Annotated in this window: 10 protein-coding genes; 9 read left to right on the top strand and 1 reads right to left on the bottom strand. The window is 28.8% G+C overall.

Going from position 1 to position 12,636, the window contains the following annotated elements; translation table 11 throughout:
- Window position 1: 1 nt before the first annotated feature.
- The 6 genes from BV55_RS0103375 to BV55_RS0103350 all read left to right on the top strand — a co-directional run bounded on the left by BV55_RS0103375 (window position 2) and on the right by BV55_RS0103350 (window position 5,736).
- Window positions 2-874, top strand: coding sequence for an HpcH/HpaI aldolase/citrate lyase family protein (locus BV55_RS0103375; RefSeq protein ID WP_029451359.1), 873 nt, complete (start codon window positions 2-4; stop codon window positions 872-874).
- A gap of 30 nt (window positions 875-904) precedes the next feature.
- The gene (gene citF, locus BV55_RS0103370) at window positions 905-2,446 is read left to right on the top strand and encodes a citrate lyase subunit alpha (protein WP_029451358.1); all 1,542 of its coding nucleotides are present in this window, start codon (window positions 905-907) and stop codon (window positions 2,444-2,446) included.
- 172 nt (window positions 2,447-2,618) lie between these two features.
- Window positions 2,619-3,644, top strand: a complete 1,026-nt coding sequence (citC, locus tag BV55_RS0103365; RefSeq protein ID WP_029451357.1) for a [citrate (pro-3S)-lyase] ligase — start codon at window positions 2,619-2,621, stop codon at window positions 3,642-3,644.
- 20 nt (window positions 3,645-3,664) lie between these two features.
- The gene (gene citX, locus BV55_RS0103360) at window positions 3,665-4,183 is read left to right on the top strand and encodes a citrate lyase holo-[acyl-carrier protein] synthase (RefSeq protein ID WP_029451355.1); all 519 of its coding nucleotides are present in this window, start codon (window positions 3,665-3,667) and stop codon (window positions 4,181-4,183) included.
- Window positions 4,173-5,069 (top strand): triphosphoribosyl-dephospho-CoA synthase CitG, encoded by an 897-nt coding sequence (gene citG, locus BV55_RS0103355; protein WP_029451353.1) that lies wholly within the window; start codon window positions 4,173-4,175, stop codon window positions 5,067-5,069. The genes citX and citG overlap by 11 nt, the downstream gene beginning before the upstream one ends.
- Entirely contained in the window at window positions 5,062-5,736 is a 675-nt protein-coding gene (locus BV55_RS0103350; RefSeq protein ID WP_242850848.1) for a tetratricopeptide repeat protein, read from the top strand. Before citG ends, BV55_RS0103350 begins: the two co-directional genes overlap by 8 nt.
- 224 nt (window positions 5,737-5,960) lie before the next feature.
- Here the strand turns inward: BV55_RS0103350 and BV55_RS0103345 are convergent, their stop codons facing one another.
- The gene (locus BV55_RS0103345) at window positions 5,961-7,949 is read right to left on the bottom strand and encodes a sigma 54-interacting transcriptional regulator (protein ID WP_029451349.1); all 1,989 of its coding nucleotides are present in this window, start codon (window positions 7,947-7,949) and stop codon (window positions 5,961-5,963) included.
- Window positions 7,950-8,683: 734 nt separating this feature from the next.
- Here BV55_RS0103345 and ptsP point away from each other — a divergent pair.
- The 3 genes from ptsP (at window position 8,684) to BV55_RS0103330 (ending at window position 12,544) form a co-directional block, all read left to right on the top strand.
- Window positions 8,684-10,300 (top strand): phosphoenolpyruvate--protein phosphotransferase, encoded by a 1,617-nt coding sequence (gene ptsP, locus BV55_RS0103340; protein ID WP_029451347.1) that lies wholly within the window; start codon window positions 8,684-8,686, stop codon window positions 10,298-10,300.
- A gap of 245 nt (window positions 10,301-10,545) precedes the next feature.
- A complete protein-coding gene (locus BV55_RS15035) occupies window positions 10,546-11,103 on the top strand; it encodes an RNA polymerase sigma factor (protein ID WP_051652386.1) in 558 nt (185 codons plus the stop codon).
- 7 nt (window positions 11,104-11,110) lie between these two features.
- Window positions 11,111-12,544: a DUF4652 domain-containing protein gene (locus tag BV55_RS0103330; RefSeq protein ID WP_029451346.1), complete on the top strand. Its 1,434-nt coding sequence runs from the start codon at window positions 11,111-11,113 to the stop codon at window positions 12,542-12,544.
- Window positions 12,545-12,636: the final 92 nt, after the last annotated feature.

The raw sequence follows: 12,636 nt of genomic DNA, 5'->3' as shown, positions 1-12,636 counted from the left end.
AATGAAAAAATTAAGAAGAACTATGCTTTTTATGCCTGGAAATAATCCAGGGATGCTTCAAAATGCAGCTATACTAGGTGCTGATTCTATAATTTTAGACTTAGAAGATGCAGTAAGCATAACAGAAAAAGATAGTGCTAGAGTATTGGTTAGAGAAGCTATAAAAAATGTGGATTACTCATCTGTAGAGGTGGTAGTTAGAATTAATCCACTAGATACAGAGTTTGGCCATTTAGATTTAGATGGTATAGCAAGAACTAAGCCTGACAGTATAATGGTACCAAAGGCTGATGAAAATGAAATAAGAGAAGCTCATGAAATATTGAATAAAATAGAAGAAGAAGAAGGGTTTGAAAAAGGTTCTATAAAGATAATACCACTTATAGAAACAGCTTTTGGACTTGAAACTGTATATAATGTAATAAACGCTTCAAACAGAGTAGTTGCTATTTTATTAGGTGGAGAAGACTTGACCTCTGATTTAGGTATAAAGAGAACAAAAGATGGAGAAGAAATATTTTATGCGAGAAATAGGGTAGCTACAGTATGTAGAGCCTTTAAAATAGATTCTATAGATACTCCTTTTACAGATACTAATGACTTTGAAGGATTAGAAAAAGATACATTAAAAGCAAAAGGTCTTGGACTTACTGGAAAGTCTGCAATAAACCCAAGACAAATAGACAGTATACATAGTGTTTTTGCACCTACAAAAGAAGAGGTAAATCACGCATTAAGAGTGTTAAAGGCTATGGAACAAGCTGAAAGAGAAGGAAAAGGTGTGTTTTCTTTAGATGGAAAGATGATAGATGCGCCTATAATAAATAGAGCAACAACAACTGTAGAACTAGCTAAATTATTAAATCTTATATAATAAAACAATCAAAAAAGGTGGGATAGACTTATGAATAACTATATAGAAAGAGATATTCCAGAATATATAGAAGGTTATGGAAGTGTGGTTCCATTTAATGGAGCATATCAAAATTCAATAGTAAAAAGAAAGATCTCAGTTAAAGAAAGTTCTGTAGGACCAGAGGATAAAAAGATTTTAGAGTCTATAGATGAAGCTTTAGACAAGGTAGATATAAAAGACGGTATGACAATATCCTTTCATCATCATTTAAGAAATGGTGATAAGGTATTTAACATGCTTTTAGAGAAAATAGCTGAAAGAGGAGTAAAAGATTTAACTGTGGCTGCAAGTGCTATATTTCCAGTACATGCACCCTTAGTAGAATATATAAAAAAAGGCATAGTAACAAACATAATAGCAAGTTATATCTCAGGACCTGTGGCTAAGTGCATTTCAGAAGGTGGTTTAAAAAATCCAGCTATAATGCAAACACATGGAGGTAGAGGAAGGGCTATTGAAAGTGGTGATGTAAAAATAGATGTGGCATTTATTGCAGCACCAACCTCCGATGATTATGGAAATATAAATGGACTAAATGGGAAATCCGCTTGTGGAGCTTTAGGTTACGCTATAGCAGATGCAGAGTATGCAGATAAGGTTATAGCTATTACAGATACTATAGTTCCTTATCCAAACTGTCCTATTGAAATAAGTCAAATCTATGTAGATTATGTTGTAGTTGTAGATTCTATAGGTGATCCTGAAGGCATAGTTTCAGGAACAACAAAGATAACTAAAGATCCTGTGGGACTTAAAATAGCTAAAATGGCTGCAGGGGTTATGGAAGCTTCCGGATTAATTAAGGATGGAATGTCCTTTCAAACAGGTGCTGGGGGTATATCACTTGCTGTAGCACAGGAATTAAAAGATATAATGATAAGAGATAATATAAAAGGCAGCTTTGCTTCAGGTGGAATAACAGGATATATTGTAGATATGTTCAGAGAAGGGTTATTTCAATACTTATTTGATGTGCAATGTTTTGATTTAAAGGCAGTGGAGTCTTATTCTACAAGCCATAAACATCAAAGAATGTCAGCATCTATGTATGGGAATCCTCATAATAAAGGAGCTGTAGTAAATAAGCTAGATATTGTTATTTTAGGAGCTACAGAAATAGACACAAATTTCAATGTAAATGTTACAACAGCATCAGATGGAACTATAATGGGAGGATCAGGAGGACACAGCGATACAGCAGCAGGAGCTAAACTTACAATAATAGTTTCTAATCTTATGAAGGCAAGACTACCTTTAATTAGAGATAAGATTACAACAGTTAATACTCCAGGAGAAACCATAGATGTTTTAGTAACAGAAAGAGGTATTGCAATAAACCCAAGAAGGCAGGATTTAATAGAAAAATTAAAAGGAACAAATCTTCCTATAATGACTATAGAAAAGCTAAAAGATATATGTGAAGAGTTAACAGGAAAACCAAAAGATATAGAATTAAAAGAAGATATAGTAGCAGTAGTTGAATACAGAGATGGAACTGTGATAGACGTTATTAGAAAAACGAAAGAATAGATAGAAAAATAAGTTTTAGATGGAGTTTAAGTCTCCTTCTAAAACTAAAATAGTTATATTACTTAAACTAAAAAAGTTTAAATGATTAAATAAACTGTTATATTTATTCATCTGCTTTTTTGAAAATATATAGCTAAAATTAAATTATTAAAAATAGGAATAGGTGATTCAAATGGATGGATTGCAAATAGAAATTATTGATATTAACAATGAAGAAGAAAGAAATGAAGTTAAAAGATTTTTAAATACCTTTAACTTAAATTACGAAAAAGATATAGATTATACAGTAGTTTTAAGGGGAAAAGGTGATATAGTAGCTACAGCATCTAAGGGTAAAAATATCTTAAAAGGTTTTGCTATAAATCATAAGTTACAAGGTGAAGGAATTACTGCAATGCTCGTAAACTCAATTTTAGATAGGTTGTTTTATGAAGAAATATATCATAGCTTTATATTTACAAAACCTGAAAATATAGATATATTCTCATCTTTAGGATTTAAGCTTTTATATAAAGCACAAAAGGCAGCCTTGCTTGAAAGTGGTATATATGATATTCATGATCATATTAAAAAGCTTATCAAAAAGCATAATATAGATATTACTAAATCAAGATCTGCTTTGGTTATGAATTGCAATCCTTTCACCAAAGGTCACCGATACTTAATTGAAGAGGCTTCAAAGGTTTCAAACGAGGTTTTGGTATTTGTAGTAGAAGAGGATAAGTCAGTTTTTCCATTTGAAAGTCGATATAATATGGTTAAAGACGGAACTTTTGATTTGAATAATGTTAAGGTTATTAGGGGCGGGGAGTATATTATATCTTTGGCTACATTTCCTACATATTTCTTAAAAAAAGAGGATGATATATTAAAAACATATACAGATATAGATGCAGGTATATTTGCAAAGTATTTTTGTAAAGAATTAAATATAGAGAGAAGATTTGTAGGCGAAGAGCCCTATTGTAACGTAACAAGTGCCTATAATGATTCCTTACTTAAACAATTAGAAAGGTTTAATATTGATTTAACTGTAATACCTAGAATGTCTATAGATGGTGAAGCAATAAGTGCCTCTAAAGTTAGAACATTAATAAAGAATGGGGATATTAATAAGTTAGAAGCCCTTCTTCCAAGTGTGACTTTAGAGTTTTTACAAACTGAAATTGGAAAGGAGATAGCAGGAGATATAACATAAGTTAAGTCTTCGAAAAAAATATGAATTACACTAAAGAGGATATTTTAGTAGAGAGGGAAAAAAGGGTAAGTTTCCAAGAAGAACTTTTGGATAGATTCGATAAAACATTAGTCTTTATAAGGGTAAACTATCCAGGGATAATGAAAGATAATAGTACATCACAAGGAATAATAATGGTTATGGACAAACTTTTAGATGCTATGTTTGGCAGTGTAAATGTATTTAAGCTTATCACAATAACAGCAGAGGGACCTAATATTACTATGATTTTAGATAAAGAATCTTTAGAGGTTAAAAAGATGTGTGTTGAAATTGAAGACAATCATCCTTTAGGTAGATGTGTTGATATAGATGTATATTCTAGTGATGATAAAAAGAGTATATCTCGAAAAATATTAGGTAAAGCTCCAAGACGATGTTTTATATGTGATGAAAATGCTATGATTTGTGTAAGATCAGAAAACCATGAATTTAAAGATGTAGTAGATTACATAGAGAAAAGTTATAAATGGTTCAAGGGGGCTGTAAATGAAGGCTAAAGATGAAATAGGACTCATATCCTTTAGCATAGGAGAGCTTGCAGTGCAAGCAATGTTATATGAGGTTTTAACCTACCCTAAACCAGGGCTTGTATCACCAATTAATTCAGGGTCACATAGTGATATGGATTATTATAAATTCATAGATAGTACAACTGCACTTATAAAGTTCATGTTACTTTTTTCTAAGGAAGGTTATTCTAATAAAAGCCATGAAGAAATATTTAAAAATATAAGGGACATAGGCATAGAGGCAGAAAAGGAAATGTTTTTAAAAACTTCAGGAATAAATACTCATAAGGGTATGTTATTTGTTATGGGTATAACTGTAGCTGCAGTATCCAAAACTCTTTATGAAAATCAAGATTTTAAATCAATTCAAGGTAATATGAAAGCTATGACCATAGGAATTACAAAGAAAGATTTTAAAGATATTAACTTGAAAAAAGATCTATCTCATGGTGAAAAGTTATATTTAAAATATGGAATAAAGGGAGTTCGCAAAGAAGTTGAAAAAGGCCTTCCATTAGTTTTTAATTATTCACTTCCCTTTTATGAAGAAAATAAGTTATTAGTACATAAAGATAGAATAGTAAATACACTTATTGGAATAATGCAATATTGTGATGATACAACTATACTATATAGACATTCAATAGATACACTAAATGAAGTAAAGGAAAGATCAAAGTATATATTAGATCTTGGAGGAATGTGCAAAGAAGAAGGAATAAAAGAAATAATGTCTCTAGAAGAAGACTTTATTAAAAGGAAAATTAGTCCTGGTGGAAGTGCAGACATTTTAGCCGTTACAATATTCTTAGAAGAAATAAAAAAGAAATTTTTTATCAATGAATTAGAAGGGGTAAAAAATGCATATGAATAAAGATGTAAAAATAAAGATTAGGCTATTTACAGTATTAACTTTTTTAGCTGTGTTTGTAATATCTTATACAAGGTATGAAGAAGGGATTAAGTTAGAGAAAATAGAAGAAGAGCAAGAGATTATTTTAAAAGAAAAGAAAGATGAAAATGCTAAAATTATTGCAACTAATGAGAAAAATAAAGAATTAGATAGCAAAAACGAAGAAGCCTTGGCTAAGTTTTATGATGGAAAATATGATGAAGCCATACAAAAGTGTGATGAAGTTATAGATTTAGATGAAAATAATTATAAAGCCTATAATATAAAAGGTATAGCTACAGGCTACAAAGGTAATTTTGAAAAAGGCTTAGAGTATATAGATAAATCTTTAGAGATAAATCCAGACTTTGGTTACTCAAGATTTAATAAAGCTTTAATTTATGAACTATTTGGAAAGTATGAGGAATCTCTAAAATTATATGATGAGGCCTTAGAGATTGAAGACTATGTATGGAGCTATTATGGAAAGGCTAGTATATATGGTAGGTATGGAGACTTAGAAAACACTTTAAGATCTATGGAAAAGGCAATAGAATTAGATCCTAAAGTAAAAGAGGCAGCAAAGGAAGAAACGGATTTTAATAATGTTAGAAAGTACAAAGAATTTAATGATTTAATTAACTTTTAAAATTTCAAAGTACTGAGCCTATACTTAAAGTATTCTTTAAGTATAGGCTCAGTACTTATAATTTAAAGTAATAAGTTACGTCATCATAATTTAAAGTGCTTTTAAAGTATAAGTTAAGTCCTTTTAATTTAAAATACTCTTTAAGTATGAGTTAAGTCACTTTAAGTAACATAAAATAATCTTTTAAACATAGCTTATAATTCATTAAAAGTTTAAATTAACAATTAATCCACAGAAATATCATATTTTTTGCACTTTAAAGATACAGTTCTGTGGGTAAGTCCTAGCGCTTTTCCTGCCTTATTAAAACTTTTATATTTTTTCATAGCAAGTTTTATTATTTCTTTTTCGTATTCTTGAAAGTTTAAGATTTCCCCATTTGGAGTATTAATTAAAGTGGTTTCTTTTTCAAGGTCTTTTTGAATATATATAGGGAAGTCTTCTTGTGTAATTATAACTCCTTCACAAAGGTTTATAGCCCTTTCAATTATGTTTTCAAGTTCACGAATATTGCCAGGCCAGTGATACTCTTGAAGTAAAGAAAGACCCTTTTTATTCACTTCAAGAATGTTTTTATCTAATTTTTTATTCAATTTTATGATAAAGTGCTCAACTAAAGGTTCTATATCTTCTTTTCTTTCCCTAAGGGGAGGTAAGGTAATAGGAATAACATTAAGTCTATAAAATAAATCCTCTCTAAAGGTTTTATCTTTTATCATAGAAGATAGATCCTTATTAGTTGCAGCTATAACTCTAACATCAATTTTTTGTGGTGAAGTGCCACCAAGACTTTCAATTTCCATTTCTTGAAGAACTCTTAATAGTTTTGCTTGCATAGATAATAACATATCTCCTATTTCATCTAAAAATATAGTGCCCCCATCTGCAATAGCAAACTTACCAGGTTTATTTTTAATAGCACCTGTAAAGGCTCCTTTTTCATAACCAAAAAGTTCACTTTCTAATAAATTTTCAGGAATGGCAGCACAATTAACTTTAACAAAGGGTTTATTCTTTCTTTTGCTATTATTATGTATTGCTTTAGCTATAAGTTCTTTCCCTGTGCCACTTTCACTAGTAATAAGTACAGTAGAAGTGCCCTGGGAAGCTTTTTCACAAACATCTAAAACCTTTGTGAAGTTTCTATTATAGCCTATTATGTCGTCAAATGTAGATTTTAAGCTAGTATGACGTGTTAGTTCCTCTTTATAATAGTCTAATTCTTTTTGAGACTGTTTAAGCTTATTCATTAAATCTTTTATATCTTCTACCCTTTTAGAGGTAGATATGATGCCTTTAAATTCACCATCAATAAATATAGGTTCTACTGTAGATATTAAATTAATGCCTTCCTTTTTGTATATTATATCTTCTATCTTTTCTTTTGAATTAAGTACTTTCACTCTAATACCTTTAGGTGAGATATCCTTAATGTTTTTACCCAAAATAGAATTACTATTTAAGTTATAATTTTTCTCATAAGATGGATTTACATAGCTTATATAACCATCTGCATCTACAAAACAAATCATATCATGAGAAGAGGCTAAAATCTTTTTAAACTTTTCATTAACTTCTTTCATGCTAGCAATTTCTGAAATGTCTTGAAAGACACCTATAGCACCAATAACCTTATTGTTAGAGAATATAGGACTTCTATTAACCATGGTTATATGATTATTGATATGTTGGATTTTACCTAAATGTTTAATCTTTGATATAATTATATTAGGAAGATCGGAGTTTGGAATTATATCTTTTATATCTTTACCTAAGACATCTTTGGAAGTTTTATCTATAATCTTTAAGGCATAGTCATTTATAGTTGTTATATTTGAATTTATATCTATTACTATTATACCTATTGGTATGTTTTCTATTATTTGTTCATTAGCTATATTAGTTTCTTCTAAAATTGCATCTATGGCCTTCATATGTGGTGAAGTTCCTGGAAGTATATTAATTATGAAAGCACCAAGTTCATCGACAGCTTGCTTATTTTCAGAAGAAATAGTTATGGTTTCACCTTCTCTAATTTTTAAAGACAAAAGAGCAAGCATGCTTATAGCAATTGGATCCTTTGCATAGTTAGTGCTTATATAAATTTTGCTTAAATGTTTTAAAATAAGCTCATCACATTTATTTATTAGCATAGCAGCCACTCTAGTATGAAGACCGTTATGAATTTTTATAACAATATCTTTTGAAAACATCTTTAACCTCCTAAAATAGTATTAATATAAATAAGCGTTGATAAAAAGTATCAACAAATTTAACAAACTTGATACTTTTTATCAACACTATCATACTACACAGATAAATATAAATCTATATAAATAGAAGTATCTTACAAAAACACGGATGTAAAGGTTTTAAAACCCATAAATATAAAAATAAATTATGTATACATGTTTTGCCACACTTATATAAGGGTAATTTAGGGTAAAATATTATTAATAAATAAGGGTTGATAAAATTTATCAGCTTATTGTGATACCATGATGTATATAAGTTAAAATTTTTACTATAATAAATATTTACATGGATAATATGCAAATAAAAACAAAAGATTTAATAGTTCTATTTTATATAATATAAATGTAGTTAGTAAAAGGATAACTGTAGTAATGTGTATAAAGTTTGATGTAGATAAGCTTAGATATGTTAAGTAATATAAATAGTAGAATTTAAATTGGCTTAATTTTGAGACTTTCTTTTATACTACTTTAAAACGTATAAAGATATAAAATTAGTAGGACACTTGGCATGAATATTGCTTTATATATTATAAGGTGGAATTGTTACAAAAGTTAATAAAATAGGATTGTGACAAAAGTTAGTAAGATGAAGAATTTTTAAAATAAAGATAATACTATTATTTAGATAACTTATACAAATGAAAGGTAGGTGAAAATCCTGACTTTAATTATTTAAGTCAGGAAGAATTATGAAAAAAGGTATAGCCGCTTCAAGAGGATACGCTATTGGATATGTGTCAATAAAAGAAAATGAAGAGATAATAATAACTAATGATAAGGTAAAGGATACTAAAGGTGAAATAGAAAGATTGGTAAAAGCCTTAGATCTGTCTAGAACCCAAATAGAAGAAGTTAAACAAAAGGCTTTTGAAAATATGGGAGAAGAAAAGGCTGCTGTTTTTGAAAGTCACATTATGCTTTTAGAAGACCCTGAATTTGTAGGAGCTATTAAATTAGAAATTGAAGATAATAAAACTAATGCAGAAAAAGCTGTAAGTTCAGTATCGGGAACATTTTTAAGTATATTCGAACAGATGGAAGATGAATATATGAAGGAAAGAGCTGCTGACATAAAAGATGTTTCTAATAGAATAATATTGAATCTTTTAGGAAAAGTTAAAGGCCTTGAAATTCAAGAAAAAGATACTATATTAGTGGCAGATGATTTAACACCATCAGACACAGCACAATTAGATAAAGAAAAGGTAATTGCATTTTTAACTAATATTGGAGGAAGAACTTCTCATAGCGCTATAATGGCAAGAACTCTTGAAATTCCAGCGGTGGTTGGCATGAAGGATATAACTTCATTAGTTAAAAATAAGGACCTTGTAATAGTGGATGGTATTGAAGGAAATGTAATAATAAATCCAGATAAAGAAACTATTAAAATATATGAAGAAAAAGCTAAAAGTTATAATAAAGAAGTAGAAGAATTAAAGAGACTTATAGAAGTTAAGACCTCTACAAAATCTGGCAAAAGAATAGATGTATCAGGAAACATAGGACAGCCACAAGATGTAAATAAGGTTATAGAAAATGGAGCTGATGGAGTTGGGCTCTTTAGATCAGAATTTTTATATATGGATAAAGATAAATTCCCAACAGAAGAGGAACAATTTGAATCTTATAAATATGTCCTAGAAAAGATGGAGGATAAACCTGTAGTTATAAGGACTCTAGACATTGGAGGAGATAAAAAGTTATCCTACCTTCCATTACCAGAGGAAATGAATCCTTTCTTAGGATATAGAGCTATAAGATTATGTCTTGATAGAGTGGACATATTTAAAGTACAACTAAGGGCTTTACTAAGAGCTTCTGTATTTGGAAACTTAAAAGTAATGTTTCCTATGATATCTTCTTTAAATGAATTTTTAAAGTCTAAGGAAATAGTAGAAGAATGTAAGAAAGAATTAAAATCAGAGGACATAAAATATAGTGATAATATAGAGTGGGGCATTATGGTGGAAATACCATCAGCCGCAATCTGTGCAAAGGAACTTGCAAAACATGTTGATTTTTTCTCTATAGGTACAAATGATCTTATTCAATATACCCTAGCAGCAGATAGAATGAGTGAAAAAGTATCATACCTTTACGATCCAATGCATCCAGCTGTATTAAGTCTAATAAAGATGACTATAGAAGGAGCTCATAGTGAAGGCAAATGGTGCGGGATGTGTGGGGAAATGGCAGGAGATATAGAAGCTATACCTACATTAATAGAATATGGATTAGATGAATTTTCTATGAGTGCATCTTCAATATTAGGAGCTAAACAAATAATATTAGAGCAGGAATAAAAAATGATTCAAGTTACAAAAAGGCAGTTTAAACACTTTGCTTAATAAACCAATATATGGTACCCTGCATATAATTAAAATCCATATATAATTAAAATGAATATACATTTTTCGAAAATCACAGGATTAACCTGTGATTTTTTGATATAATTTAAATTAGATGTAACTACACCTTAAAGCTTACGTATATATTATGAATAGGAATAGATGCATCCATTATTACATGGATTAGGAGCGTGTTATTTTTGGATGAAGATTTAAAACTTGTAAAAGAAATTTTAGCAGGTAATATTGATAGTTTTAATATAATGGTTAATAAATACCAATCAAACATAATTAAATTTGTATATGGAATGATAAAGGATAAAGAAGCAGCAGAAGATATAACTCAAGAAGTGTTTATAACAATTTATAATAAGTTATATATGTATAATCCTCAATATAAATTTTCTAATTGGATTCTGCAAATAGCTAGGAATAAGTGTATAGACTATATAAGAAAATATAAAAGAGTTTATGAAGCTAATATTGAAGATATTATAAGTGTTTCTTCAAAAGAGCCTTCACCAGAGGAAATATTAGAATTTAAAGAAGTAAAGGTTGTTGTAGAAAAATTTATTAATGGACTTTCAGATATAGATAGACAAATAATAATTCTAAGATATACTGAAAGCTTAACTTTTTTGGATATTTCCGAAATTATGAATATGAGTGAATCAGCAGTAAAAAGGAGATACTATAAATGTAGAGATAAATTTAGAACCTTTTTTATTGATAAGAGAGAAAACATAAAAGGGGTGTAGTATTTATATGAAGTGTGATGTTTTCAGAAAAAAGATTTATGATTATATAGAAGATAATTTACAAAATGATATGAAGATTTCTATGGAAGAACATATAAATAAATGCCCTAATTGCAGGGATATCTATGAAAAGGAGATGGGAATAGAAAACACATTAAAAGATTCATTAGACGTAAATACCACCATGTTTACTAATCTTAGAGGAGACATAGTTGCATCCATAGATAAAAGCAGATATTCTAAAAGAATTCCTAAAAAAATAAAATTCCATTTTTTTAGGAATTCTAAAAGATATATCACCTTTGCAGTGTTTGCCTTTGTATTTTTAATGTCTGCACCTTATTTAAATAGGAATATATTCAATAAAGATGAAAGCTCGAAAATGGCAATAGTAGATCCTAAAGAAGACTTGAATAAGGATTTGAAATTAAAAAGTGAGAACTTAGGTAATAAAGGTATGGATATAAGTAACGAAGAAAAGAGAAGTTCCGCAGAAGATAGAAACTCTGTAGTATTAGAGATAAATAAAGATGAATATAAGGCTATATCTAAAAGGTTGGCAGATGAAACTTATGATAAAAGTGAAAGTATACCTTTGTTTACAAAGGAACCTATAAGTTATGACTATAAGCCACAAGATTCAACACCTTGGATTTCTTCTTTTAATATGGACACTTCCATTTGTATTGAAGGGAAAGAAAGTTACTATTTAAAAGATAAAAGTGGAAGTATAATAGTAAGAGATAATGCTAAAAATGAGGCGTGGAAGATATCTTTAGAAGGTAAAGAAAAAGATAAGAATTACCCAATGTATTTAGAATGGGCAGATGATAAAAATATATTTGTAATAGTAGGTATAGAAAATCATGATATATCTCCTGGAGGTAACCTGTATTCAATAAATTTAGATACTATGAAAGCTAGTTTAGTTTACAATCCAACAGCTAATAAAGAAAAGATTACTAGTGTGGAAAATAACAAAGATAGCTTAGAATTAAAAACAATTTCCTTCAATGATGATTTAAAACAAGAATATCATGAAGAAAAAAGAACTATAAATTATAAAGAAGTAACAAACTCTAAAGAAAATTCTGTAACCTTATTATATGATTTTTCAAGGAATATAAATGAAGGAAACAAGGATACAGCTTTAAAGCTATTCGAAAAAAATTTCAAACAGGAATATAAAAATTATATTGGTGATATTAAGGATATAAATAAATTAAACATAAATAGAATAGTAGATGTAACAGATGCATCACTAAGTAAAAATAATAAATATGATTTTAAAGTCTATGGTGTAATGTCAGATTATGAAATAAATACTAGTGCAGATACAAAACTTAAAAGTTCAACTTACTACAATTATTTTATCTTAATTAAACAAAAGACAGATAAAAACTGGAGTATCCTGCAAATACTAACACCACCACAAAACTAGGATATAAAATTATAATACTACATTGTGGGTGAAAATTAGTTACAAATATATTAAAGTTTTAACAAGCATAGTTTAGGTAATAGAATGAGGAT

Source organism: Clostridium algidicarnis, from assembly GCF_000703125.1.
Lineage (GTDB): Bacteria > Bacillota > Clostridia > Clostridiales > Clostridiaceae > Clostridium_L > Clostridium_L algidicarnis.
Note: the sequence above shows the minus strand (reverse complement) of the source record. Positions and strands in the feature narration are given on the sequence as shown.

Bases quoted from the DNA above. Each gene is read 5' to 3' on its own strand.
- BV55_RS0103375 (WP_029451359.1), top strand. From the start codon at position 2: ATGAAAAAATTAAGAAGAACTATGCTTTTTATGCCTGGAAATAATCCA.
- citF (WP_029451358.1), top strand. From the start codon at position 905: ATGAATAACTATATAGAAAGAGATATTCCAGAATATATAGAAGGTTAT.
- citC (WP_029451357.1), top strand. From the start codon at position 2,619: ATGGATGGATTGCAAATAGAAATTATTGATATTAACAATGAAGAAGAA.
- citX (WP_029451355.1), top strand. From the start codon at position 3,665: ATGAATTACACTAAAGAGGATATTTTAGTAGAGAGGGAAAAAAGGGTA.
- citG (WP_029451353.1), top strand. From the start codon at position 4,173: ATGAAGGCTAAAGATGAAATAGGACTCATATCCTTTAGCATAGGAGAG.
- BV55_RS0103350 (WP_242850848.1), top strand. From the start codon at position 5,062: ATGAATAAAGATGTAAAAATAAAGATTAGGCTATTTACAGTATTAACT.
- BV55_RS0103345 (WP_029451349.1), bottom strand. From the start codon at position 7,949: ATGTTTTCAAAAGATATTGTTATAAAAATTCATAACGGTCTTCATACT.
- ptsP (WP_029451347.1), top strand. From the start codon at position 8,684: ATGAAAAAAGGTATAGCCGCTTCAAGAGGATACGCTATTGGATATGTG.
- BV55_RS0103330 (WP_029451346.1), top strand. From the start codon at position 11,111: ATGAAGTGTGATGTTTTCAGAAAAAAGATTTATGATTATATAGAAGAT.